The organism is Microbacterium sp. Se63.02b (assembly GCF_014171575.1).
GTDB lineage: Bacteria > Actinomycetota > Actinomycetes > Actinomycetales > Microbacteriaceae > Microbacterium.
In genome coordinates this window covers 1,733,155-1,757,971 of record NZ_CP050453.1, presented here as the reverse complement: position 1 = coordinate 1,757,971, position 24,817 = coordinate 1,733,155, and the positions used below count along the sequence as shown (strand labels likewise).

The following is a 24,817-nucleotide window of genomic DNA, read 5'->3' as shown; positions in this document are numbered from 1 at the left end:
ATCAGCCGCGAGGCTTCTCGACCATCTCGGTGGTCTCGATCTCGTCACCGATCTGGATGTCGTTGTACTTGCCGAGACCGATACCGGCCTCGTAGTCCGTACGAACCTCGGTGACGTCATCCTTGAAGCGACGCAGCGACTCGATGGCGAGACCATCGGCGAGCACGACGCCGTCGCGGATGACACGAGCCTTGGCGTTTCGCGTGATCGTTCCCGACCGCACGATGACACCGGCGATGTTGCCGAACTTCGAGGAGCGGAACACCTCGCGGATCTCGGCGACACCCGACTGGACCTCTTCGTACTCCGGCTTGAGCATGCCCTTGAGCGAGCTCTCGATCTCGTCGATCGCGTTGTAGATGACGGAGTAGAAGCGGATGTCGACACCTTCACGAGCGGCGCGCTCGCGCGCCTTCGTGTCGGGGCGGACGTTGAAGCCCACGATGATCGCGTTGTCGATCGTCGCCAGGTTCACGTCGGACTCGGTGATCGCACCGACACCGCGGTGGATGATGCGCAGCTGCACCGAGTCGTCGACCTCGATCTTGAGGAGCGACTCCTCGAGCGCCTCGACGGCACCGGAGACGTCACCCTTGATGATGAGGTTGAGCGACTCGACCTTGCCCTCTTCGAGAGCACGGGTGAAGTCCTCGAGCGAGATGCGCTTGCGGGCCTTGGCCAGCTGGGCGTTGCGCTCGACCGCTTCACGCTTCTCAGCGATCTGACGGGCCATGCGGTCTTCCTCGGTGACGATGAAGACGTCGCCGGCGCGCGGCACGGAGTTCAGACCCTGCACCTGGACCGGACGCGACGGGTAGGCCTCGAGGACCTGCTCGCCGTTCTCGTCCGCCATCGCACGCACTCGGCCGTAGGCCGTGCCCGCGACGATCGCATCACCGATCCGAAGCGTTCCGGACTGGATGAGCACCGTGGCGACCGAACCGCGACCCTTGTCGAGCTTCGCCTCGATGGCGACACCGCGAGCGGCCTTGTTCGGGTTGGCGGTCAGGTCGAGACCGGCGTCAGCCGTGAGCAGCACGGCGTCCAGGAGCTCCTGGATACCGGTGTTGGCACGGGCGGACACGTCGACGAACATGACGTCGCCACCGAACTCCTCGGCCACCAGACCGTACTCGGTCAGCTGCTGACGCACCTTCGAGGGGTTGGCGTCGGGCTTGTCGACCTTGTTCACCGCGACCACGATCGGCACGTTCGCCGCCTGCGCGTGGTTCAGCGCCTCGACCGTCTGCGGCATGATGCCGTCGTCGGCTGCGACCACGAGGATCGCGAGGTCGGTGACCTGCGCACCACGGGCACGCATGGCGGTGAACGCCTCGTGACCCGGGGTGTCGATGAAGGTGATGGCGCGCTCGATGCCCTCGTGCTCGGTCCAGACCTGGTACGCACCGATGTGCTGGGTGATGCCACCGGCCTCACCCTCGATGACGTTGGTCTGACGGATCGCGTCGAGCAGTCGCGTCTTACCGTGGTCGACGTGACCCATGACGGTGACGACCGGGGGACGGATCTCGAGGTCGTCCTCGCTCTCCGCCTCCAGCTCGGCCTCGAGGTCGAGACCGAAGCCCTCGAGGAGCTCCTTGTCCTCGTCCTCGGGCGAGACCATCTGGATCTTGTAGCCGAGCTCCTCGCCCAGCACCTCGAACGTCGCCTCGTCCAGCGACTCGGTGGCCGTGGCCATCTCGCCGAGGTTGAAGAGGATCGTCACGAGGGTTCCGGGCTGGACCGTGTAACCGGTCAGCGTCTCGATCTTGTCGGCGAAGTCCGCGATCGATGCGCCGCGACGCATGCGGATGATCTCTCCGTTGCCGCGGGTGACGTTGACGCCACCGACGACCGGAGCACTCCGCATCTCGAACTCTTGCCGCTTCGCCCGCCGCGACTTGCGCTGCTTGCTCTTGCCGCCGCCCTTGCCGAAGGCACCTGCGGTACCACCGCCGGGACCACGGCCACGACCGCCACCGCCACCGGGACGACCGGCGAAACCGCCGCCGCCACCAGGACGGGCTCCGGGACCGCCGGCGCCGCCGGGTCCACCGGCACCGCCGGGACGGCCGGGGCCGCCTGGGCGCTGCTGGAACGGAGCGCCGGGACGACCGCCCTGGCCGCCACGAGGGGCACCGGGACGAGGCGAACCGGGTCGCGGAGCGCCCGGGCGGGTGCACCGGGGCGCGGGGCCTGCGGACGCGGGATGTTTCCCGGCGTCGGGCGCTGGCCCATGCCCTGCGCGGAGGCGAACGGGTTGTTGCCCGGACGCGGACCGGCCGGGCGCTGGCCCATGCCCTGCGCGGACGAGAACGGGTTGTTGCCGGGGCGCGGAGCGCCAGGCGTCGGCGCGCCGTCAGCGGGCTTCGATGCGTCGGACTTCGACGCTTCGGAGGCCGCGGGCGCGGGAGCGGGAGCGGGAGCCGCCGGGGCGGGAGCCGCTGCGGCAGGTGCCGGAGCCGCGGGGGCAGGAGCCTCCGGGGCGGGCTTCGGACCGGGCTTGGGGCCCGGGTGGGTGCCGGAGAGGCGCCCGGCTTCGCAGCAGGCTTCGCCGCGGACGGCTTGGCCGCGGGAGCAGCGTCGGCGGTGCCCTTCAGCGAGGGATCGGCCTCGATCGCCGCGCGCAGCTTGCGCGCAACCGGCGGTTCGATGGTCGAAGAGGGACTCTTGACGAATTCGCCGAGTTCCTTGAGCTTCGCAAGTGCGATCTTGCTGTCGACGCCGAGTTCGGCGGCGATCTCGTGTACGCGTGGTTTACCAGCCACAATTCTCCTGTCTGAGTCGGTCTACCCAGACAGGGCAGACCACTAGTCGCGGACGGGTCTCATTTCGAGCCGTTCACTTTGTTTCCATAGCTGTTCAGCCTTTGTTTCTTGGTGGGTGCTGTTCGAAGTTCCGTGTGTCCAGCTGAGTGGTCACACGCAGTGCTCGTCCGAATGCCCGTCGCCGCAGAGCGGCCTCCATGCATTCCTGTGTCGGATGCACCCACGCGCCGCGCCCCGGCAGGACTGCACGCTCATCGACGATGAGAATGTCGTTCTGGGACACCACCCTGAGCAGAGTGGAGCGGGGAGCACGCGTGCGACAACCGACGCACGTTCGTACGGGTTCCATCTTACACCTGCGTTTCACCCCGACCCGTCCGCGCAACGCGCGATCCGGAAGGCCGGAGTCTTTCAGTCGAGGATGCTGTCCGGCTGGATGTCGATCTTGGCACCCGTGAGCTTGGCAGCCAGACGCGCGTTCTGACCCTCCTTGCCGATCGCGAGCGACAGCTGGTAGTCGGGGACGAGCGCACGGACGGCCTTGGTGGAGGCGTCGAGCACGAACGAGCTCGTGACCTTCGCAGGAGACAGAGCATGGGCGACGAACACCGGGAGGTCCTGGTCGTAGTCGACGATGTCGATCTTCTCCCCCGCGAGCTCCTCGGTGACGGCCCTGACGCGACGGCCGAGCTCACCGATGCAGGCGCCCTTCGCATTGATCGACGGGTCGTTCGCCTTCACCGCGATCTTCGTGCGGTGCCCGGCCTCTCGGGCCAGGGCGACGATCTCGACCAGACCGGCCGCGATCTCGGGCACCTCGAGGGCGAAGAGCTTGCGGACGAGTCCGGGGTGGGTGCGCGAGACCGTGATCTGCGGGCCCTTGAGCCCCTTGGCGACGCTCGTCACATAGACGCGGAGACGCGAGCCGTGGGTGTACTCCTCGCCCGGCACCTGCTCCTCCGGCGGCAGGATCGCCTCGACCGCGCCGAGATCGACGTGGATCATGCGCGGGTTGGGGCCCTGCTGGATGACTCCGGCGACGATGTCGCCCTCTTTGTCCTTGAAGTCGCCGAGCACCACATCGTCGGCGATGTCACGCAGACGTTGGCTGATGACCTGCTTCGCGGCGAAGGCGGCGATGCGACCGAAGTCGTCGGGAGTGGCGTCCTCCTCGCCGATCACGGCGCCCTCCTCATCCCGGACGACCTGGAGCACGGCGACGTGCCCGGTCTTGCGGTCCAGGTCGACGCGGACGCCTTCGGGAGTCGCGCCGTCTTCGGAGACGTGCTTGGAGTACGCGGTCAGGATCGCCTGCTCGATGATCGCGACGAGCTCATCGAAGGGGATCGCCTTCTCCTTCTCGATCCCTCGCAGAAGACTCAGTTCGATGTCCATGACGGCCTCTCTATTCAGCTCTCGTCGCGCCTGTTCGCACGCGCGACATCCGTACCACGATACCCTGTGCCGACCGACTCCGGCGCGGCCGCGGCGGTGTGGGAAGCGGGATCGTTCGAGGAGGAGCACGTGAGCACATTCGACACCATCGTGATCGGCGCAGGGATGTCGGGGCTCACGAGCGCCCGGATGCTCGTCGACGCGGGGCAGAAGGTCGTCGTCCTCGAGGGTCGCGACCGCATCGGCGGACGAATGCACACCGACCGCAGCGCCGGGTACCCGGTCGACCTCGGCGCCTCGTGGATCCACGGGATCGAGGACTCTCCTCTGTGGGACCTCGTCCAGGCACTCGGCGTTCCCACGATCGAGTACACGGTCGGCAGCTTCCAGGTCGGCGGACGCCCGATGGAGTACTTCGACGGGGACGGTCGGCGCATGGGCTCCGCGGCCACCGCCGAGTGGATCGAAGACGTCGACATGGCCGACCGCCTCCTCCTGGAGGAGATCAGCTCCTCCTCCCCCGGCGACACCTACCTGGATGTCACCGAGCGCGCCCTCGACCGGTCGGGCCTGCCTCCCGAGCGCATCGACGAGATCCGAGAGTTCTTCCGCCACCGGGTCGAGGAGCAGTGCGGCGCGTGGATCGGCGACCTCGACGCGCACGGTCTCGACGAGGACGCGATCGAGGGCGACGAGGTGATCTTCCCCCGCGGATACGACGAGCTGCCGAGACGGATCGGCGCCGGCCTCGACGTGCGTCTCGAGCACGCCGTGACGCGGGTGAGTCGTTCCTCCGACGGGGTCGTCGTCCACGCGAACGGGACCGAATACCACGCGGATCAGGCGATCGTGACCGTGCCGCTCGGCATCCTCAAGGCAGGCGCGATCGCGTTCGAACCGGCGCTCCCCGATGCGGTCTCCGGCCCCATCTCGCGGCTCGCGATGGGTGTGTTCAACAAGGTGTTCGTCCAGTTCCCCGAACGCTTCTGGAACGACGAGGCGTATGTGGTCCGCGCGCTGGGCGAAGCCGGCGAGCACTGGCACTCCTGGTATGACGTCTCCGCCGTCAGCGGCGTCCCGACGCTGCTCACCTTCGCCGCCGGCCCGTTCGGTCGCCGGATGCAGCAGCACGCCGATGCGGAGATCGTCGCCGACGCGCTCGGCGCCCTGCGCCTCCTCTACGGACGTGCCGTCGGCGAGCCGCTCGCACACTGGGTCACCCGCTGGGGCGATGACCGGTTCTCGAACGGCTCGTACTCCTATCTGGCCACGGGTTCGTCGCATCACGACCACGACGCCCTGGCCGGCCCCGTCGACGGCGTCCTGCACTTCGCCGGTGAGGCCACCTGGGGCGATGAGCCGGCCACGGTCGGTGCCGCCTTCGCCTCCGGTCACCGGGCCGCTGAGCGCATCCTCGGCCGTGCCATCGACCTCGCGGACTTCGCCGATCGGATCACCGCGCGGGAGCGGACGGAAGCGCGTTGACGGCTCCGATCAGCCGGAACAGATTCCCCACCTGCCGCTGATCCAGGTGCAGGATCAGCCGGGGAGGTCGAGGTTGTCGTCGTCCGCGACCTCCGGCTGCCGCGGGGCCGTCCGTTCTATCCGCCCCGACGAGAGCATCGAGGCGAACTGCTCGTTGAGCTCCTCGATCTCGGCGTCCGTCGGCTCGGCCTTCAGCCGCAGCACCAGCGCGTCGCCGACCCACCGCAGCGAGTCGTAGTTGTGCCAGAACCCGGTGATCTCGGCACGGGCGGCCTCGACCGAATCGGTGATCACGACGCGATCGAAGTCGCCCTCCGAGATCACGCCGGTGGGCGCGAGGTGGTCGTCGATGAAGCTGCGAAGCCCCTGCCAGAACGTGCCGCCCGGTTGGTCCAGCAGAACGATCGGCGTCGGCTCCGCCTTGCCCGTCTGTTGCAGCGTGAGCAGTTCGAACATCTCGTCGAGCGTGCCGAACCCGCCCGGAAGGCAGATGAACCCGAGGGACTCCTTGATGAGCATCAGTTTGCGGGTGAAGAAGTACTTCATCGCGACGACGTGATCCTGACCCGTGACGAAGCCGTTCGGCTTCTCCTCGAACGGCAGCCGGATCGACACGCCGAGCGAAAGCGCGGGCCCGGCTCCCTCGGAGGCCGCCTGCATGATCCCGGGTCCTGCACCCGTGACGACCATCCATCCGTCGCCGGCCAGTGCTGTGGCGACATCGCGGGCAGTGAGGTACAAGGGGTCGTCCTGCCTGGTGCGAGCCGACCCGAAGACCGTCACTTTCGGGACTCCCCTGAAAGGCGCGAACAGCCGGAACGCGTCGCGCATCTCGGCCAGGGCCGCCGAGGCGATCTTCAGGTCGAGGCGATCGGCACCATCCTCGCCCAACAGGATCGCCGTGCGCAGCATGCGCATGACCAGCCGTCTGTCGGTGTGCACTCCCGCATCGTCCAGGACGGCGTTGATCTCAGAGCTGAGGGCTTCGGGAAGAGGTTCGTCGATCATGACACCAGGGTGTCATGATCCGGGGCGACCGCGACCCTGTGCCACACCGTCGGGACGAGCGACTCGCGTCCGGGCGACCGCCGCACGGATCTCGTCGTGCGGGAGCGCGGGACTCCTGTGGCCGTCTCGCCCCGTCATGTCCCGTGCCGCGACGAGAGCGTTCCACACAGCCTCGTCCACGGCCTGGACGGCGGCCGTGAGGAACGGATCGATCCGCCCCCAGGGAATCAGGCGCATGGTCTCGTACTCCGCGTCGGTCCCGTCGGGGAAGGCGGAGGTCAGCGCGCCCTCGTTCGCGGTGGAGAAGGCCAGCACGATGTCGCCCGAGAAGTGGCTTCCCGCCGTTCCGCTGCGTCCGAGACCGAGCGCCCGCGACGGGCCAGCGCGGCGCACTGCCCGGGAAGGAACGGGGCGTCCGTGGCGATGATCACGATCGCCGAACCGGCGCCACCCGGCGCGCGCTGTCCTCGGTCCCGAGCGAACCAGTCGTCCTCCCCCATCGGATTCGGGACGGTCGAGCACGCTCCGAGGCTCATGCCCGCGAGGTGCAACTCCTCGCGCGATCCGAAGTTCGCCTGGATGAGCACGCCGACCGTGTACTCCTCGTCGCCGTACGACACGACCCTGGACGAGGTCCCCGTGCCGCCCTTGAAGCCGTAGCAGTTCATGCCGGTACCGCCGCCGACGTTGCCCTCAGCCGGAGCATCGGAGGAGGCGGATTCGAGCGCAGCCCATGCATCCCGGGGCGTGACGTGTCCGCCGTTGATGTCGTTGAGGTAGCCGTCCCAGGTCTCCCCGACCACGGGGAGCATCCACTGCGCGGCGACGTCCGGCGCGATCTCGGCCACCCAGGCCTCGATGCCTGCGTGCACCGCCCCGACCGCATGCGAGCTCGTGATGCCGATCGGCATCGCGAGGGATCCGGATTCATCGATCCAGGAGCGACCGGTGAGCTCGCCGTTTCCGTTGAAGGAGTGGACGGCGGCCGCGCACGGCACACCGACGCCGCCCCGCCCACGAGGAAGAATCGCCGTCACTCCGGTGCGCGCAGCCCCGCGCCCTTCGCCCTCGATCAGAGTCCGGTAGCCCACCGCGACGCCCGGGACGTCGGTGATCGCTCCTCCGGGGCCGGTGCGCCCCTCGAACGGGATCCCGAGATCTCGCCCCCTCACCGATTCGCTCGACGATTCCGACGACAGCGATGCACCCATCCGCATTCCGATCTCACTTGAACAGTTGTTCAGATACTAGGTCACAATTCACGTTTTTACTTGACTTAAGAAGAGACAACCTTTTGACTCCATGTTCAGGCGGTCATCCGACCCCGTGCCGCGCCACCCGACCACGCAGATTCCGGAGCCGCAGATGTCTCAGTCGAATCCTCCCGCCGTCCGAACGACCACGACCACGCTCGCGCAGCGACGTCTCGGCGTCTGGGCGATCGTCTTCTTCGTCGTCTCGGCGGCAGCGCCCCTCACGGTCGTCGCGAGCGCAGCGGCCACCGACTTCCGCCTCGCCGGGATCGGAGGTCCGGGCGCGATGCTCGCGAGCGGTGTCGTGCTGATGCTCTTCGCCGTCGGCTTCACGGCGATGTCGCGGTACGTGCGGAACACCGGCGCGTTCTACGTCTACGGGGCTCGAGGTCTCGGGAAGCCGATCGGCATCGGCATCGTCTTCGTCACGATCTTCTCCTACACGGCGCTGTGCATCTGCTTCTACGGGTTCGTCGGCTTCTTCGGCGAGATGACATTCTCCGCGCTGTTCGGCATCGATCTCCCGTGGACGGTGTACGCCCTGCTGGCACTCGTCGTCGTCGGGGTCCTCGGCTACCACAAGATCGACGTCGGAGCGAAGGTCCTGGGCGTCCTGCTCACGGCAGAGGTCGCCATCCTGCTCATCCTCGCCGTCGCCGTCCTCGCCAAGGGCGGGCCGGAACCCGTCTCCTTCGCCTCGTTCGCCCCCGAGAACGTGTTCTTCGCGGCCGGGAGCGGTGCGCTCTTCGTGTTCGGCTTCGGCGCCTATCTCGGCTTCGAGAGCACCGCGATCTACACCGAGGAGGCGAAGGATCCTGCGCGCACAGTGCCGATGGCGACCTACATCTCGATCGCCTTCCTCGGCATCTTCTACGCATTCACCTTCTGGGTGCTGACCGTCGCCTTCGGAGTGGAGGGCGTGCTGAAGCTGGCGATGCAGGACGACTTCCAGGACATGGTGTTCCATGCCGGCGACGCATACCTCGGCGAGTGGGCCTCGGTGACCATGCGCGTGCTCATCGTCACGAGCTTCTTCGCCTGCCTCCTGGCGTTCCATAACGCCAGCTCGCGGTACCTCTTCTCGCTGGGCCGAGAACGCCTGCTGCCCGGCTGGCTCGCTCAGACGCAGCCGACCTCGCAGGCGCCGCACCATGCCAGCCTCGTGATCTCCGTCGTGTCGCTCGCGGCCATCGTGCTGACGATCGTCAGCGGAGCGGACCCGTTCCTCGGCTTCGCGCTCCCGGTGTACTCGATCGGTGTCGCCGGCCTCGTCTTCGCGCAGGCGGTGGCCGCGATCGCCGTCGTCGGGTTCTTCCTCAGAGGACGACGCGGGCACAGCATCTGGCGGGTCCTGGTCGCCCCCGCACTCGGAGCGATCGGACTGATGGTCGGGTTCGCCCTGATCGCCATGAACTTCGACCTCGTCACCGGCCTCACGGGTCCGATCAACCTCGCCCTCCTCGCCCCCACGCCCGTCCTGTTCCTCGCCGGCATCATCGTCGGCCTCGTCCTGAAGAAGCGTCGACCCCAGCACTATGCTGAACTCACCACGCTCGTTCCCGACGACGAGTAGCGCCAGGCACGAGGAGGATACGTGGCCGAGCAGCGCAAGCATGCGACCAGGCGAGCAGAGCTGATCTCCGCGACCCGACGCGTCGCCGGGCGCAGCGGCATCCTCGGAACGAACGTACGAGCGGTCGCGGCCGAGGCATCGGTCAGCGCGGGAAGCGTGCTGTACTACTTCTCGAGCTTCGACGAACTGATGTACGCGACCGTCGAGGGTGTGCTCGAGGAGATGTACGACCGCCGACGCTCCCTGGCCGAACGGGAGCCGGACCCCGCGAAGCGACTCGTGGCGCTCATCGTGGCCGGAGTCCCGGACGAGATCAGCGACCACCTGCGCATGGCATACGAGAGCATCCCGCTTCTGCGCGAGCAACCCCAGTACCGCCCCCTGCACCGTTCGATCGTCGAGCGTCAGGTCGCCCTCTACCGATCGACCATCGAGATCGGCACCGCCCTCGCCGCCTTCCGACCCCGCGCCGACATCGGCGTCATCGCGCGGAACATCGTGGCGCTCGAGGACGCCTACGATCTCTACCCCCTGATCGGCCTCGAACTGGGGGCCGAGACGTACCGCGCCAACATCCTGTCCTACGCCAGCACGGCGCTGGACTGCCCGCTCGAGCCCTGAGCCGCCCCGAGCGATCGTCCAGGACGGCGCCGTGCGCCGATCATGTTCCCGGGCCGCTGTCAACGCCCGTGCCGTGCCCGCACCTCTCGCGGCACAGTTGCATCATGACGGAGATCACAGGACCCGAAGCCCTCGCCCGCGTCGCCGAGCTCGTGGAGGACATCGACTTCACGATGCTCACCACGATCGACGACGACGGCCACCTCGTCAGTCGACCGATGTCGACCCGGCAGATGGACGACGCCGGCGACATCTGGTTCTTCACCGCGGAAGACACCGAGAAGGTCGAGGAGGCTCGACGCCACCATGACGTGGGCCTGTCCTACTGCGACAGCAAGGGGATGCGCTACGTGTCGGTCGCCGGCACCGCCGAAGTCGTGCACGACAGGGCGAAGATGGAGGAGCTCTACACTCCGTCGCTCGACATCTGGTTCGCCGACGGCCTCGACACACCGGGCATCGCACTGCTCAAGGTGACGCCGACCGTGACGGAGTTCTGGGAACCGTCGAAGGGCAGGATCGCCATGGCCGCCGGAGCGCTCAGATCCCTCGTCACCCGCGACACCCCGGACGACGACATCATGAACCACGGCCACATCGTCTGCTGACGACGCGGCCGTGAGGTTCAGACCGCGGCGGTGAGGCGCGCGACGACCTCGTCGACCGAGACCGCGTCGCGATCTCCGCTGACGCGGTCCCACAGTTCGACCTGCCCATCGGCCGCACCGCGCCCGACGATCACGATCTTCGGCACGCCGACCAGTTCCGCGTCGCCGAACTTCACGCCGGGCGAGACCTTCGGGCGATCGTCGTACAGCACGTCGATTCCCGTGGCCTCGAGCTGCGCGGAGAGGTGCTCCGCCACGTCGAACGCGACCTGATCACGGCCAGCCGCGACGACCTGCACATCGAACGGCGCGACGGACGCCGGCCAGATGAGGCCCTTGTCGTCGTTGTTCAGCTCGGCGATGATCGCCAGGATGCGCGTGACGCCGATGCCGTAGGAGCCCATCGTGACCGTGACGAGCTTGCCGTTCTCGTTCAGGACCTTCAGCCCGAGCGCCTCGGCGTACTTGCGGCCGAGCTGGAAGACGTGTCCGATCTCCATACCGCGGGCGAGTTCGACGGGACCCGAGCCGTCGGGGGCGGGATCGCCCGCGCGGACGTTCGCGATCTCCACGATCCCGTCGGCGGCGAAGTCGCGCCCGGCGACGACGGAGTGCGCGTGCTTCTGGTCGATGTTCGCACCCGTGATCCAGCTCGTCCCCTCGCTCACACGCGGGTCGACCAGGTAGCGGATACCGGTGGCCGACTCCTCGCCCAGCACGGCGCCTGTGGGCGACCAGGGTCCGATGTAGCCCTTCACGAGCAGCGGGTTGTTCTCGAAGTCGTCCGCGGTGGCGGTCTCGACCTCGGCGGGCGCGAACGCCACCTCTGCGCGCTTCTCATCGACCTCGCGGTCGCCGGGAATGCCCACGACGACGAGTTCGCGCGTCCCATCGAGGTGGGTGAGCGCCAGAACGACGTTCTTGAGCGTGTCGGCCGCCGTGTACTCGCCGTCCAGCACACGGTTGCTGTGGGCGACCAGGGTCTCGATGGTCGGGGTGTCGGGCGAGTCGAAGATCACAGGGGTCGCGTCGGGGTCGTATGCGATCGCCTCTGGAACAGCGGTCGTGAAGGCCTCGACGTTCGCGGCATAGCCTCCGGCGCTGCGTACGAAGGTGTCTTCGCCGACCGGGGTCGGGTGCAGGAACTCCTCGCTCCGCGACCCTCCCATCGCGCCGGCATCCGCCTGGACGATGACGTACTCGAGGCCGAGACGCTGGAAGATGCGCTCATACGCGTCGCGCTGCGCCTGGTAGCTGACGTCGAGCCCCTCGTCGGACGCGTCGAAGGAGTACGCGTCCTTCATCGTGAACTCCCGGCCGCGGAGCAGCCCGGCGCGCGGGCGGGCCTCGTCGCGGTACTTGTCCTGGATCTGGAAGATCGTGAGCGGCAGATCCTTGTACGACGAGTAGAGGTCTTTCACCAGGAGCGTGAATGCTTCTTCGTGGGTGGGGGCGAGCAGGTAGTCGCCGCCCTTGCGGTCCTGCAGACGGAAGAGCAGGTCGCCGTACTCCTCCCAGCGCCCGGTCGCCTCGTACGCCTCGCGCGGCATGAGCGCGGGGAAGTGCACCTCCTGCGCACCGGCTGCGGCCATCTCCTCGCGGACGACCGCCTCGATCTTCGCCTTCACGCGCAGGCCCAATGGCAGCAGCCACGCGAAGATGCCGGCGGCCTGTGGGCGGATGTAGCCGGCCCGGATCAGCAGCCGGTGGCTGGCGACCTCTGCGCCTGCAGGGTCTTCGCGGAGCGTGCGGAGGAAGAAGTTCGAAAGACGAGTGACCACGCAGCAAGTCTAGTGAGCCGTGGTCACTCTTCTTTCGCGGTCAGTTGAGGGCCGGCAGGTTCGCCGGGACGACGCCGCCCGCGTACAGGTCGGCCGCGAACTCCTGCAGCGCGGTCAGGGCGACCCGCTGGGGAAGAGGGCCGTAGGAGATGCGCGTGACGCCGAGCTTCTCGTACTCGGACGCAGCGAGAGCTCCGGGAAGACCGATCACGCTGACCTTGCGCTCCCCGATGCCCTCGACGAGTTGGCGGGTGACGTTCATGTCGAGGATGCCCGGCACGAAGACGGCGGTCGCTCCGGCGTCGAGGAACGCGCGTCCGCGCTGGATGGCGTCGGCGATGCTCTCCTGCACCGGTCGGTGCCCTGCTCGGACGAACGCGTCGGTGCGCGCATTGAGGGCGAAAGGCACGCCCTCGGCCTCCGCCGCCTTGACGATCGCGTCGACCACGGCGACGGATTCGTCGAGCGGCTTGAGGCGGTCCTCGACGTTGGCGCCGACCACGCCGGCGCCGATCGCGAGCCGGGTGGTCTCCCCGCGTCCCCGTAGCCGTCGTCGAGGTCGGCGGAGACGGGGACCTCGACTGCCGCGGCGATGCGCCCGACCATGTCGATCATGACCTCGCGAGGGGTCGCGCCGTCGTCGTAGCCGAACGACGCGGCGATGCCGTGGCCGGCGGTGGCGAGGGCCTTCGTCTCCGGGAGGGCGGCGACCGCGCGTGCCGAGACGACGTCCCACACGTTCACGACGCGGAGGATCTCCGGAGCGTCATAGAGTCCGACAAGGGTCTGGGCCTTCGCAGCAGTGGTCATGGCTCCACGCTAACGCGGTCTGGCCGGGCGGGGGCCGGTTCCCTGCTCCTCAGCCGGCTCCTCGCCATAGTGTGGAGCCATGCCCCAGCGCCGATCGCATGTCGCCCCGTCCGCCGCACAGACCGAACTCGCATCCGCGCTCGCCTCTCTGCGGGAGTCGCTGGACGCCCCGTCGTCGTTCCCCGAAGACGTGCTCGCCGAGGCCGAAGCGACATCGCCGACGACTCCCGAACTCGATCTCACCCACCTTCCTTTCGCGACCCTGGACCCCGCGGGTTCGCGCGACCTCGACCAGGCCTTCCATCTCGCGCGCGACGGCTCCGGATACTCGGTCCGCTATGCGATCGCCGACGTCCCCGGATTCGTCCGGCCCGGCGGCGCCGTCGATGCGGAAGCCCGGCGCCGGGGACAGACGCTGTATGCCGCGGACGGCCGGATTCCGCTGCATCCCCCGTGTTGAGCGAGGACCGCGCCTCGCTGCTGCCCGGCGTCGACCGCCCGGCGCTGGTCTGGACGCTGGCGCTCGACTCCGCGGGCGCCGTCACGGACTTCCGCCTCGAACGCGCGCTCATCCGCTCACGGGAACAGCTCGACTACGCGACCACACAGGAGTCCCTCGATCGGGGCGCGGACGGCCCCGCGGCTCTCCTGCCCGTGATCGGCGCCCTCCGACTCGAACAGGAGCGGCTGCGCGGAGGTGCGAGCCTCAATCTGCCCGACGAGGAGGTCGTGCGCACCGAGGAGGGCACCTACGCGATCGAACGTCGCAGTCCCCTCCCGGTCGAGGAGTGGAACGCCCAGCTCTCGCTCATGACCGGGATGGCCGCGGCGTCGCTGATGCTCGAGGCCGGGGTCGGCATCCTCCGCACCATGCCCGAGCCGGACGACGCGGCGTTCGACACGTTCCGACTGCAGACCACGGCTCTGGGGCGCCCCTGGACGAGGGGCACGTACGGCGAATATCTTCGCGACCTCGACCGCAGCGACCCGCTCACCCTTCCCGTCCTCGAGGCCGCCGCATCGCTCTTCCGCGGTGCCGGCTACCGGTGTTCGACGGCGAGACGCCGACGGATGCGCTGCAGGCGGCCATCGCAGCCCCGTACGCGCATGCGACCGCACCTCTGCGCCGCCTGGTCGATCGATGGACCCTCGCCATCTGCCTCGCGGTGTCGAACGGCGATCCGGTGCCGGAGTGGGCGCGCGACTCCTCGCCGACCTCCCGGCACTCATGCAGGAGTCCGGGCAACGTGCGTCACGACTGAACACCGCCACGGTCGCCTGCGTCGAGGCCGCGGTCCTCACCCCGCTCGTCGGGACGATCATCGAGGCGACCGTGATCGAGCTGCGGGGCGAGCGCGCCGAGGTCCAGATCGCCGTACCGCCGGTCACCGCCACCGCCCCGGTGCCTGATGACGCCAAGCCCGGTGACCTCGTGCGCCTCCGCGTGGTGAGCACCGACATCGCCAAGGGGGACGTCGAGCTCGCCCTCTGAGGCGGCCGTCCGGGTTCGCCTTGAAGTGTGTCACCTCATTGATACATAATGTGTCGATACGGTGACACACTATGGAGGCGACCTTGGCCCTGTTCATGCTCCTTCTCTGGGGGCCGATCCTTCTCGCCCTGGGCATCGCCCTCGCCCTCCGATGGACGCTTCTCCGACACACGCCGCGGATGATGGGGCTGGACGCCGTCGCCGCCGTGATCGCGGGAGCTCTCCCCATCCTGGTGGTGCTGGCTCCTCGCGCGACAGCTTTCGGCGGGGGTCCCCGCTCTGGACCGACCTCGGCTTCCTGGCCGCGCTCCCCCTGGTCCTCGGGATCTTCGGCGTCGTCGTGCTCTCGTTCGCGGCGCGACCCGCACGGACGAGCACATCCGCCCGGCTCGCGCCCCGCACGATCGGGACGTTCGTCCGTCCGCGCCAGCCGATCCTGCTGGGATCGCTCGCCGCCATCGCGCTCGCGCTCACCCTGGCCGCCGGCGCCGCATCCGAGACCGACGAGCTCGGTCACCACACCCGGTTCACGATCACCCTCGGCACGTCTGGCACCTCCGCGTCGTCGGGTATCTACGGCTGGTACCACTCCCTTCCGTCCCTGGCCCTGCTCGTCACCGTCCTCGTCGTCACCGCCGTGGCATGGATCCGGCTCCCGCGACCGGCATGGGGCGAAGACGTCGCCCACGACACGGCCATCCGCCGCACCCGCGCAGACAACATCACGCGCCTGGCGTCCGGAGCCGTCCTCCTCCACCTCGCCGTCGTGTTCAACTCCCTCCGCGGCACCGCCTCGATCATGCTGTCGGTGTCGGGGAACGAACTAGGCATGATCTCCCTCGGCACCCCTTTCGCCGCCATGCAACCGGTGCTCTTCATCGCGGGAACCGCCGCGACGGTCGCCGGGCTGGCGCTGTGGATGCTCGCGGCACTCACCGGCGTCGCGATCCGCACACGACGGCAGGTCCCGGTGCACACCTCATGATCATCACGATCACCCGGGACAGCGGTGAGTCCCCGGCGGAACAGGTGCACGGGCAGCTCCGCGGCCTGATCACGACCGGACACCTGCTGGCCGGGGATCGGCTTCCCTCGGTCCGCCAACTCGCATCGGACCTCGGCATCGCACCGGGGACCGTCGCCAAGGCGTATCGCATCCTCGAGGATGACGGTCTCGTGACGTCGCGGATCGGCTCCGGCACGAGGGTGAGCGACACCGTGCAGCCCGTCGCCGGAGGCATCGCCGACGTGGCCCGCGCCCTGTCCGCCGCCGCGAAGGCGGAAGGACTCACGCTGGCGGATGCGCAGCGCGTGCTCCGCGCCATCTGGTGACGGTCGGGGCCGGCGATCAGACCGCGGCCGAGGCCGTCGTCGTCATCACGAGCAGCTGCGGGTCGCTCAGATCGAGCGACACCGAGATCGAGGAGAAATCGGCGAGCGACGTCACGTGGGTGCCACCGCACAGGATCACCGCTTCTGCCTCGGGGAGCTCGCAGTGCCAGCGTCGCCTGTCCACGATCGTCGGACCCTCCGTCTCGATCCGGCTGGAGGCACCCGTCGCGATCCATGCGGCGAGCTGCGCGTTGATCCGCTCCTCACGTTCGGCCAGGGTGGCGGCGAAGGTCTCGGTGTCGAAACCCGCGCGACGGAGGCTCTTGCCGAGGCGATACTCATCGACCGCGCCGTCTTCGCGGATGCGGCTGGACTGATTCGCACGACCTTCGAAGTCGGGGTTCCCGATCGCGTCCTGTCCGGGATCCTTGCGCCACAGATCTGCGAGGGCCAGATCGAGGGCGAGGGAGGCGAGGTGGCAGGCGGTATGGCCGCGGCTGAGACCATCGCGATGCGCGACATCGACCGACATGCTCACGGGCGCTCCCTCGACGAGCGCGGCCGGCGGTTCCCCCTCGATCCGGTGTCCGACCAGCCAGGTCCAGCCTTCGGCGCCGCGCTTGACCGGGATGTCGCTTCCGACGGCGAAGGCCCCTCCTCGGAAGCCGCGACCATGACCGCTTCGACGATCGACGCAGAATCGCCGCCGACGGTGAGAGAGCCGCGGTCACCGGGCTGATCGGGCCACGTGTGGTCCACGGGGTGGAAAGGTGTGGTGTCGACGATCACCACGACTCCATCCTGGCCGCGCTCGACGCGCGTGACGGCGCCGGAGCCCGTGACGGCTCCCCGGGAAGGTCACGATGGTGGGTGTCGACATGGCTCTCCTCGGTGCGACGGCGCTGCCGTCTCGTGACGCGGGTTTCAGACCGTGACGACCTGGGCGGTGCCGAGAGGGGCGCCAGGACCCATCTCTGCGGCGATCCGGTTGGCTTCTTCGATCAGCGTCGCGACGATGTCGGCCTCGGGCACCGTCTTGATGACCTCGCCCTTGACGAAGATCTGCCCCTTGCCGTTGCCGGACGCCACTCCGAGGTCGGCCTCGCGGGCCTCACCCGGGCCGTTCACGACGCAGCCCATGACGGCGACGCGCAGCGGGACGGTCATGTCCTTGAGCCCCTCTGTGACGTCTTCCGCGAGGGTGTAGACGTCGACCTGGGCGCGACCGCACGACGGGCACGAGACGATCTCGAGCTTGCGCTCGCGCAGGTTGAGCGACTGCAGGATCTGGTGCCCCACCTTGACCTCTTCTGCCGGCGGTGCCGACAGGGAGACGCGGATGGTGTCGCCGATGCCCTCGCCGAGCAGGATGCCGAACGCCGTCGCGCTCTTGATCGTGCCCTGGAATGCCGGACCCGCCTCGGTCACGCCGAGGTGGAGGGGCCAGTCGCCCCGCTCGGCCAGCTGCCGGTACGCCTTGACCATCACGATGGGGTCGTTGTGCTTGACCGAGATCTTGAAGTCGTGGAAGTCGTGCTCCTCGAACAGCGACGCCTCCCAGACAGCACTCTCGACCAGAGCCTCCGCCGTGGCCTTGCCGTACTTGGTGAGGATCCGGCGATCCAGCGATCCCGCGTTCACGCCGATGCGCAGCGAGACGCCGGCGGCCTTGGCGGCCTCTGCGATCTTGCCGACGTTGCCGTCGAACTCCCGGATGTTGCCGGGGTTCACGCGGACGGCTCCGCATCCGGCGTCGATCGCCGTATAGATGTAGCGCGGCTGGAAGTGGATGTCGGCGATGACGGGGATCTGACTCTTCATCGCGATGATCTTGAGCGCGTCGGCGTCGTCCTGGTGCGGAACCGCGACGCGCACGATCTCGCAACCCGACGCGGTGAGCTCGGCGATCTGCTGCAGCGTCCCGTTGATGTCGGTCGTCTTCGTGGTCGTCATCGACTGGACGCTGACGGGAGCGTCGCCGCCCACGAGCACCTTGCCCACCTTGATCTGCCGGGACTTGCGGCGCGGGGCGAGGACTTCGGGGATCTTCGGCATTCCGAGGTTCACTGCTGGCACGCTCCCAGCCTACGCCGCCAGGATGCATGCGGGCTGGACGACCGCGCCATGTCATGCACCAGGGGCGCGCACCGCCGGTGTGGTAGTTTCGGCCCATGCTCGCGAACTTCACCTGGTGGCCCGCCTCCTAGGCGGTGTGTTCGCGTTCCCACGAATCCAGACCGCCTCCGGGGCGGTCTTTTCGTTGCGCCGAGCCGGAGCCTTGCACAGGAGACAGCCATGACCCTCTCACGACTCGCCGAGCTCAGCGCGGACCCGGCAGCATCCTTCGTGCTGATCGCGCGCCACGGCGCGGACACCGTGGAGCTGCTCAGCGGCGACGTCGTCGACGTCGACCTGCTCGCCGACATCCCGCTGACGATCGACGGCACACCGCGCGAGGTCTTCGCCATGGTCCCCTATCGCCAGGTGCGCGAGCGCGGGTTCGTGGCGCAGGACGACGGCGCTCCGTTGCGCTGCGTGATCGTCGACGAACATCTCCATCTGCCGACCGGCGAGCTCCTCACGGCGCTGCCCGATACCCCGGTTCCGCTGCACGACGACGGTTTCGACATCGCGGACGCGGACTACGCGACGATCGTCGAGAAGGTCATCGCCGAGGAGATCGGTCGGGGTGAGGGGGCGAACTTCGTCATCCGACGCGATTTCACCGCGAACATCGATGTCGACGACCGCACGGCCGCACTCACCTGGTTCCGCGCGCTTCTCCTGCACGAGCGTGGCGCCTATTGGACGTTCGCGGTCTTCACTCCAGGGCACATCGCTGTCGGCGCGAGCCCCGAGGCGCACGTCGTCGCCCGCGAGGGCGTCGTCACGATGAACCCGATCTCCGGCACGTTCCGTCATCCTGCCGGCGGCGCCACCAAGGAGACTCTCGTCGAGTTCCTCGCCTCCGCCAAGGAGACCGAGGAGCTGTTCATGGTCGTGGACGAGGAGCTCAAGATGATGAGCGCCGTGTGCTCCGACGGTGGGCGCATCACCGGCCCCCACCTCAAAGAGATGTCCCGACTCACACACACCGAGTACATGCTCCGCGGTCGCAGCGTCCTCGATCCGCGCGACATCCTGCGGGAGACGATGTTCGCCCCGACCGTCACCGGCTCCCCGATGCAGAACGCGTGCGCCGTGATCCGACGCCACGAGGAGAAGCCGCGCGGGTATTACTCGGGCGTCGCCGCGCTGTTCACCCCGAACGCGGACGGCGGTCACGACCTGGACGCACCGATTCTCATCCGCACCGTGTACCTGCGAGACGGCGCCCTCAGCGTCCCCGTCGGCGCGACTCTCGTGCGGCACTCCGACCCGCAGGGCGAGGTGTCGGAGACTCACGGCAAGGCCGCCGGCGTGCTGGGCGCGATCGGCGCCATCGACCGGGACCGGGCGGCGGAGGCCCGCAGCGACGCCGATGCACCGACGCAGCAGCAGGTTCTCGCCGACGATCCGACGGTCGCCGCGCTGCTGTCTTCTCGTAACGCGCGCCTGGCGGAGTTCTGGCTCAACCCGCAGGGCGAAGACTTCACGGGTCCATTCGCCGGGCGCACCGCCGTGGTCGTCGACGCCGAGGATCGGTTCACCACGATGCTCGCCCACCAGCTCCGTCACCTCGGTCTCGCCGTCACGATCGCCCCGTGGAACCAGGTGGAGGACGCGGATCTGGAGAAGGCCGACATCGTCGTCGCAGGGCCGGGCCCCGGGGATCCGCGAGACACGGACAACCCGCGGATCGCTCGTATGCGCGAGGTGGTGGCCGACCGACTCGCGGCAGGAAGCCCTCTGATCGCGGTCTGCCTCAGTCACCAGATCCTCGCCGACGGGTTCGACATCGCGCTGACACCTCTCGACGCCCCGCACCAGGGCCTGCAGAAGTCCGTGCCGGTGTTCGGCGAGGACGCCTCGATCGGCTTCTACAACACCTTCACCGCCCGGGTCACGCCCGGCACGACCGCGACCGGGTCGGTGGAGGTCTCTGCGGACCCGACGTCCGGCGACGTCTACGCCCTGCGCGGTCCGCACTTCGCGTCCGTGCAGGGACACCTCGAGTCGATCCTGTCGCGCGACGGCATAAAGACGCTCGAGCGTCTGGTCGCCCACGCACTCGGGTGAGGGCCCATCGGACGTTCAGCCCAGCAGATCCACCGGGTTGAACACGTCGGCGATCAGGAGCAACGCGCCCATCGCGATCAGGAGCACCGCGACGACGACGGTCAGCGGCACGAGCTTCGTGGCGTCGACGGGCGCCGGCGGCGGACGTCGGAAGAGCTTGGCCCATGCCCGCTTGACGCCGTCCCACAGCGCCACCACGACGTGACCGCCGTCGAGCGGCAGCAGCGGGATCAGGTTGAACACGAAGAGGGCGATGTTCAACGAGCCCAGCAGTCCCAACAGGATCGCGAACCGGTTGAGGATGGGCGCATCGGTCGCCGCGACCTCACCAGCCAGACGACCCACCCCGACCACGCTGAGCGGCCCGTTGGGGTCGCGCTCGCCCCCGGTCACCAGCGAGACGCCGATGTCCCAGAGCCGTACCGGCAGAGTGACGATCAGGAGGCGACCCGGCCGACGTTCTCCGCTGCCATCTCGGGCCCGGCGGCAAGCGGCTGCTGCACATACCCCATCTGGGAGAACATGCCCGCATAGCCGACCTCCTTCACCACGGGAGCGCCGGCCTCATCCAGCACCGGCGCGCCGCTGGCGTCGGTGATCGTCCGCTCCGCGGCGATCGGCGTCAGGGTCAGGACTCCTCGCTGCCGTCGCGTCGCACCACGACGTCGAGCGACTCCCCGGGTGAGGCCTGGATGATCGCGGTCGCGTCGGCGAAGGTCGACACCGGGCGTCCGTCGACGGCGACGAGCACATCTCCCGGCTGCACTCCGGCCTCGGCGGCCGGGGACTCCGGGTCGTCTGCCGCGCACTCCGTCGCCGTGGACGAGGACGGCAGCACGCACTCGCTCACCGCGGAGATCGTGGTCGTGCCCTGCTGCAAGCCGATTCCGGAGAGGAGCACGGTGAACACGAGGACCGCGAGGAAGAGGTTCATCAGCGGTCCGCCGAGCATCACGATGACGCGCTTCCACACGGGGAGGCGGTAGAAGACACGGTCCTCCGCGCCCTCGGCGATGGTCTCGTCGTTGGCGGAGCGGGCGTCCTGGATCAGGGAGCGGAACACGCCCGTCGCCGCACCGGAGTTCTTCGACGGCGGGTACATCCCGGACATCGAGATGAAGCCCCCGAGCGGAAGCATCTTGAACCCGTACTCGGTCTCACCGATGCGCTTCGACCACAGGCGGGGCCCGAACCCGATCATGTACTGGCCGACGCGCACGCCGAAGAGCTTCGCGGGGACGAGATGGCCGACCTCGTGCAGACCGATCGAGAGCCCGAGGCCGATCAGCATGAAGAGGATGCCGCCCAGATAGAGCAGGAATTCCACGTGCCAACGCTACTGCCCCCAGCTAGGAATCTGCCCGGCGCTGTCGGCGCGGCTAGGCTGTCAGCGTGAATGCCCGGCAACTGCGACTCGTGCGCGCTGCCGTCGTCTCCACGGTCGCGACACTGCTCGCGGCGGTATCGCACACGCTCGGTGGGGGTGCTGCTCCGCACCCGCTGTTGATCCTCGCCGTCGCGACACTCCTCACCCCGCTCTCCGCCGTGCTGGTGGGTCTGCGCCGGTCACGGGTCCGCGTCGCGGTCGCGGTCGTGCTGTCGCAGACCGTCTTCCACGTCCTGTTCCAGGGGCTCGGGTCGCCGACGGGCGCCTCGACCCGCACCACCGTCGGTCACACGCACGTCATCGATCTCACGGCACTCGGATCGACCGAGGCCGCCTCAGCGCCCGGTGCGACGATGCTGCTCGCTCATGCTGTCGCCGCGGCATTGACCGTCCTCCTCGTGTGGCGCGGCGAGACGACCGTCCGTGCCGTCGCCCGCTGGGTCGAGGCGGTGTTCCGTCGTGCCGTCGCCGCCGCTCCGGCGGAGCACCCGCGGCCCCCGCGCCTGCGCTCGGTGCTCCTCCGGCCTCTCGACACCGCAGTCTCGGCGACTGTACGGCGTCGAGGCCCTCCTGCGCTCGTCAGCGACTGATCCTCGATCCGTCGCACCGCAGCCCGCCGCCCCTTCCTGGCGGTGTCCCTTTTCGCGTGAACGCGCCATCGCGGCGCGCCCGCACAACGAGCAACTGGAGTCTTCTCATGTCCCGTAACACCCGTACCCGTCGCACCGCCCTCTCCGTCGCCGGGGTCCTCGGTGGCGCGATCCTCGCCGTCGCCCTCCCGTCGATGGCTTCAGCGCACGTCGGGGTCAGCCCCGACGAACTCGCTGTCGGAGATCACGGCGTTCTCACCTTCTCGTTCTCGCACGGCTGCGAGGACTCGCCCACCACCGCCCTGCGCATCACGATGCCGGACGGGCTCGCATCCGTCGCTCCCACCATGGACGGCGATTGGAACATCCAGGTCGAGCGCGGCGATGACGGCCTCGTCAGCGCCGTCACCTACACCGCTCTCACCCCGGTTCCCAATGGGCTCCGCGGAGCGGTGAGCATGTCTGTGGGGGTGGATGAGAACACACCGGAGTCGCTCGCCTTCCCCGTCGTCCAGGAGTGCGTCGAAGGATCCACCGAGTGGACCCAGCTGGCCGAGGACGGCGAGGATCCGCACAGCCTTGACGCGCCCGCCCCGGTCGTGTCCGTCTCAGCGGACGCCTCCGGCGCGCATGGCCAGCACGACGATGCGCAGTCCGGCGAGGCGACGTCGGCCGCGTCGGGCGCTGCCGATCCGCTGGCCGTCGCCCTCGGCGCAGGTGGACTCGCGGCCGGGATCGCCGGACTCGTCGTCGCGGTGCTCGCCTACCGACGCCGCGCCTGACGGCTTCGCGACTCCTCGCGCGTCGCACGATGGCGCGCGAGGGGTCGTGCCGCAGAGAGGTTCCGCAGGCCGTCGTGAGATCATGGAGGCGACATGTCGATTGAACAACAACCGAGCCTGCCTCCCGTGCTCCGCCCCGCGAACCCGCCCCGGCGTCAGCTGTCCGAACTCGCCTCCCGCTTCGCCCGCGCCGTGCGCGGCGACATCGAAGGGGTCTCGCTCTCCGGGATCACCCTCGCCACGGCGGATCTCCGACCAGGAGAAGCGTTCGTCGCGATCCAGGGCGTCAACCGCCACGGCGCGGACTTCGCCGGAACAGCCGCGGAGAAGGGCGCCGTCGCTGTCATCACCGATGAGCCGGGGGCGCTGATCGCGGAACCCACGGGACTCCCGATCATCGTGGTCGATGATCCGCGCGGCGTGCTCGGCGACCTGAGCGCCTGGGTGTACGGCACCGGAGCAGACGACCCGCTCCCCTGCTGCTCGCGACCACGGGCACCAACGGCAAGACCAGCGTCTCCCATCTCCTTGCGGGGATCCTCGACCAGATCGGCGTCGTCTCCGGGCTCTCGTCCACCGCCGAACGGCACATCGCCGGAGAGGTCATCGTCTCCCGTCTGACGACGCCCGAGGCCTCAGAAATGCATGCGCTGCTGGCTCTGATGCGCGAGCGCGAGGTCGAGGCCGTCGCGGTCGAGGTCAGCGCGCAGGCGCTGTCACGCCACCGGGTCGACGGGATCCGCTTCGACGTCGCGGGCTTCACCAATCTGAGCCACGACCACCTCGACGACTACGCCGACATGGAAGAGTACTTCGAGGCGAAGCTGCCGCTGTTCCGCCCCGATCGTGCGAAGCGCGGCGTCATCTGCCTCGACTCCCCATCCGGAGCGATCGTCGTCGATCGCGCCGAGGTGCCCGTCGTTACCGTCGGTACGCCGTCGATCGCAGCAGACCCCGAATCGGCCTCCGCCGCCGACTGGGTCGTCGTGATCGACGACGAGCGCGCCGCCGGGACGACCTTCACCATGACCGGCCCGGAGGGATCGCTCACGACGACGGTGCCGGTGATCGGCCTCACATGGCCGCCAACGCGGCACTCGCGATCGTGATGCTGCTCGAGGGCGGCTACGAGTGGACGCGGATCGTCGATGCGCTCACCCGTGACGGCGGCATCCGCGCCTACCTGCCCGGCCGCACGCAGCTCGTATCCGGCGAGCGGGGACCGGCGGTCTTCGTCGACTTCGGCCACTCGCCCGACGCGTTCGAGAAGACGCTCGCCGCCGTCCGCCGCGTCACCCCGGGCAAGGTGCTCATGCTGTTCGGCGCGGACGGCGACCGTGACGCGAGCAAGCGCTTCGACATGGCACGCACCGCGGTGGAGGGAAGCGACATCCTCGTCGTCACCGACCACCACCCGCGCTTCGAAGACCCGGCTTCGATCCGTGCGACGCTCGTCGAGGGCGCGCGCAAGGCACGACCGGATGCGGAGATCCACGAGGCATCGCCTCCAGAGAACGCCATCGTCACGGCCGTCGGCCTGGTCGGCGACGGCGACGCGATCCTCTGGGCTGGCCCGGGGCATCAGGACTACCGCGACATCCGCGGTATGCGCACGCCGTACTCGGCGCGAGAGCTCGCGCGCAGAGCGCTGCGCGCCGCCGGCTGGCCTGTCCCCGACTCGCAGTGGCCCGTCCCCTACCCCGACGAGGACTGACCACTCGGTGCTGGACTGACCGCTCGGTGGTCGCCGCGT

Annotated in this window: 14 protein-coding genes and 7 pseudogenes; 11 read left to right on the top strand and 10 right to left on the bottom strand. The window is 68.8% G+C overall.

Going from position 1 to position 24,817, the window contains the following annotated elements; all coding sequences use genetic code 11:
• Position 1 precedes the first annotated feature (1 nt).
• The 3 genes and pseudogenes from infB to nusA all read right to left on the bottom strand — a co-directional run bounded on the left by infB (position 2) and on the right by nusA (position 4,163).
• Positions 2 to 2,768, bottom strand: a pseudogene (gene infB / locus G4G29_RS08610) (translation initiation factor IF-2).
• A gap of 94 nt (positions 2,769 to 2,862) precedes the next feature.
• On the bottom strand, positions 2,863 to 3,117 hold the full coding sequence (locus G4G29_RS08605) for a YlxR family protein (protein ID WP_183152497.1): 255 nt from the start codon (positions 3,115 to 3,117) through the stop codon (positions 2,863 to 2,865).
• Positions 3,118 to 3,179: 62 nt separating this feature from the next.
• Positions 3,180 to 4,163: a transcription termination factor NusA gene (gene nusA / locus G4G29_RS08600; protein ID WP_183152496.1), complete on the bottom strand. Its 984-nt coding sequence runs from the start codon at positions 4,161 to 4,163 to the stop codon at positions 3,180 to 3,182.
• Positions 4,164 to 4,292: 129 nt separating this feature from the next.
• Between nusA and G4G29_RS08595 the strand changes: the two genes are divergently transcribed.
• Entirely contained in the window at positions 4,293 to 5,648 is a 1,356-nt protein-coding gene (locus G4G29_RS08595; protein ID WP_183152495.1) for an FAD-dependent oxidoreductase, read from the top strand.
• On the opposite strand, the pseudogene G4G29_RS08590 reads toward G4G29_RS08595, so the two are convergent.
• A pseudogene (locus G4G29_RS08590) lies at positions 5,617 to 6,656 on the bottom strand (TIGR00730 family Rossman fold protein). The gene G4G29_RS08595 and the pseudogene G4G29_RS08590 sit on opposite strands and share 32 nt — an antisense overlap.
• A 12-nt stretch (positions 6,657 to 6,668) precedes the next feature.
• Positions 6,669 to 7,867, bottom strand: a pseudogene (locus G4G29_RS08585) (P1 family peptidase).
• 154 nt (positions 7,868 to 8,021) lie between these two features.
• On the opposite strand from G4G29_RS08585, the gene G4G29_RS08580 reads away from it, so the two are divergent.
• From G4G29_RS08580 to G4G29_RS08570, 3 genes are all read left to right on the top strand, one after another.
• Positions 8,022 to 9,482 carry an APC family permease gene (locus G4G29_RS08580; RefSeq protein ID WP_183152494.1) on the top strand — a complete coding sequence of 487 codons (1,461 nt, stop codon included), beginning with the start codon at positions 8,022 to 8,024 and terminating at the stop codon, positions 9,480 to 9,482.
• 21 nt (positions 9,483 to 9,503) lie between these two features.
• Positions 9,504 to 10,103, top strand: a complete 600-nt coding sequence (locus G4G29_RS08575) for a TetR family transcriptional regulator (RefSeq protein WP_183152493.1) — start codon at positions 9,504 to 9,506, stop codon at positions 10,101 to 10,103.
• 104 nt (positions 10,104 to 10,207) lie between these two features.
• Positions 10,208 to 10,711: a pyridoxamine 5'-phosphate oxidase family protein gene (locus tag G4G29_RS08570; RefSeq protein ID WP_183152492.1), complete on the top strand. Its 504-nt coding sequence runs from the start codon at positions 10,208 to 10,210 to the stop codon at positions 10,709 to 10,711.
• Positions 10,712 to 10,728: 17 nt separating this feature from the next.
• On the opposite strand, the gene G4G29_RS08565 is transcribed toward G4G29_RS08570, so the two are convergent.
• Both G4G29_RS08565 and G4G29_RS08560 read right to left on the bottom strand, forming a co-directional pair.
• Positions 10,729 to 12,492 carry a proline--tRNA ligase gene (locus G4G29_RS08565; protein ID WP_183152491.1) on the bottom strand — a complete coding sequence of 588 codons (1,764 nt, stop codon included), beginning with the start codon at positions 12,490 to 12,492 and terminating at the stop codon, positions 10,729 to 10,731.
• 40 nt (positions 12,493 to 12,532) lie between these two features.
• Positions 12,533 to 13,302: pseudogene (locus tag G4G29_RS08560) on the bottom strand (isocitrate lyase/phosphoenolpyruvate mutase family protein).
• Positions 13,303 to 13,381: 79 nt separating this feature from the next.
• Between G4G29_RS08560 and G4G29_RS08555 the strand changes: the two are divergent.
• The 3 genes and pseudogenes from G4G29_RS08555 to G4G29_RS08545 all read left to right on the top strand — a co-directional run bounded on the left by G4G29_RS08555 (position 13,382) and on the right by G4G29_RS08545 (position 16,126).
• Positions 13,382 to 14,794, top strand: a pseudogene (locus G4G29_RS08555) (RNB domain-containing ribonuclease).
• Positions 14,795 to 15,134: 340 nt separating this feature from the next.
• Positions 15,135 to 15,779 (top strand): hypothetical protein, encoded by a 645-nt coding sequence (locus G4G29_RS08550; protein ID WP_210274252.1) that lies wholly within the window; start codon positions 15,135 to 15,137, stop codon positions 15,777 to 15,779.
• Positions 15,776 to 16,126: a GntR family transcriptional regulator gene (locus G4G29_RS08545; RefSeq protein ID WP_183152489.1), complete on the top strand. Its 351-nt coding sequence runs from the start codon at positions 15,776 to 15,778 to the stop codon at positions 16,124 to 16,126. Before G4G29_RS08550 ends, G4G29_RS08545 begins: the two co-directional genes overlap by 4 nt.
• A gap of 16 nt (positions 16,127 to 16,142) precedes the next feature.
• Here the strand turns inward: G4G29_RS08545 and G4G29_RS21800 are convergent, their stop codons facing one another.
• Positions 16,143 to 16,664: a hypothetical protein gene (locus tag G4G29_RS21800; protein WP_244632541.1), complete on the bottom strand. Its 522-nt coding sequence runs from the start codon at positions 16,662 to 16,664 to the stop codon at positions 16,143 to 16,145.
• A gap of 386 nt (positions 16,665 to 17,050) precedes the next feature.
• On the bottom strand, positions 17,051 to 18,181 hold the full coding sequence (ispG, locus tag G4G29_RS08535) for a flavodoxin-dependent (E)-4-hydroxy-3-methylbut-2-enyl-diphosphate synthase (RefSeq protein ID WP_183152788.1): 1,131 nt from the start codon (positions 18,179 to 18,181) through the stop codon (positions 17,051 to 17,053).
• Between the two features lie 240 nt (positions 18,182 to 18,421).
• On the opposite strand from ispG, the gene G4G29_RS08530 reads away from it, so the two are divergent.
• Complete coding sequence (locus G4G29_RS08530; protein ID WP_183152488.1) at positions 18,422 to 20,305, top strand: chorismate-binding protein; 1,884 nt, start codon at positions 18,422 to 18,424, stop codon at positions 20,303 to 20,305.
• Between the two features lie 15 nt (positions 20,306 to 20,320).
• Here G4G29_RS08530 and G4G29_RS08525 read toward each other — a convergent pair.
• Positions 20,321 to 21,632, bottom strand: a pseudogene (locus tag G4G29_RS08525) (site-2 protease family protein).
• 65 nt (positions 21,633 to 21,697) lie between these two features.
• Here G4G29_RS08525 and G4G29_RS08520 point away from each other — a divergent pair.
• From G4G29_RS08520 to G4G29_RS08510, 3 genes and pseudogenes are all read left to right on the top strand, one after another.
• A complete protein-coding gene (locus G4G29_RS08520) occupies positions 21,698 to 22,282 on the top strand; it encodes a hypothetical protein (RefSeq protein WP_183152487.1) in 585 nt (194 codons plus the stop codon).
• 107 nt (positions 22,283 to 22,389) lie between these two features.
• Positions 22,390 to 23,064, top strand: a complete 675-nt coding sequence (locus tag G4G29_RS08515) for a YcnI family protein (protein WP_183152486.1) — start codon at positions 22,390 to 22,392, stop codon at positions 23,062 to 23,064.
• Between the two features lie 93 nt (positions 23,065 to 23,157).
• Positions 23,158 to 24,778: pseudogene (locus tag G4G29_RS08510) on the top strand (UDP-N-acetylmuramoyl-L-alanyl-D-glutamate--2,6-diaminopimelate ligase).
• Positions 24,779 to 24,817: the final 39 nt, after the last annotated feature.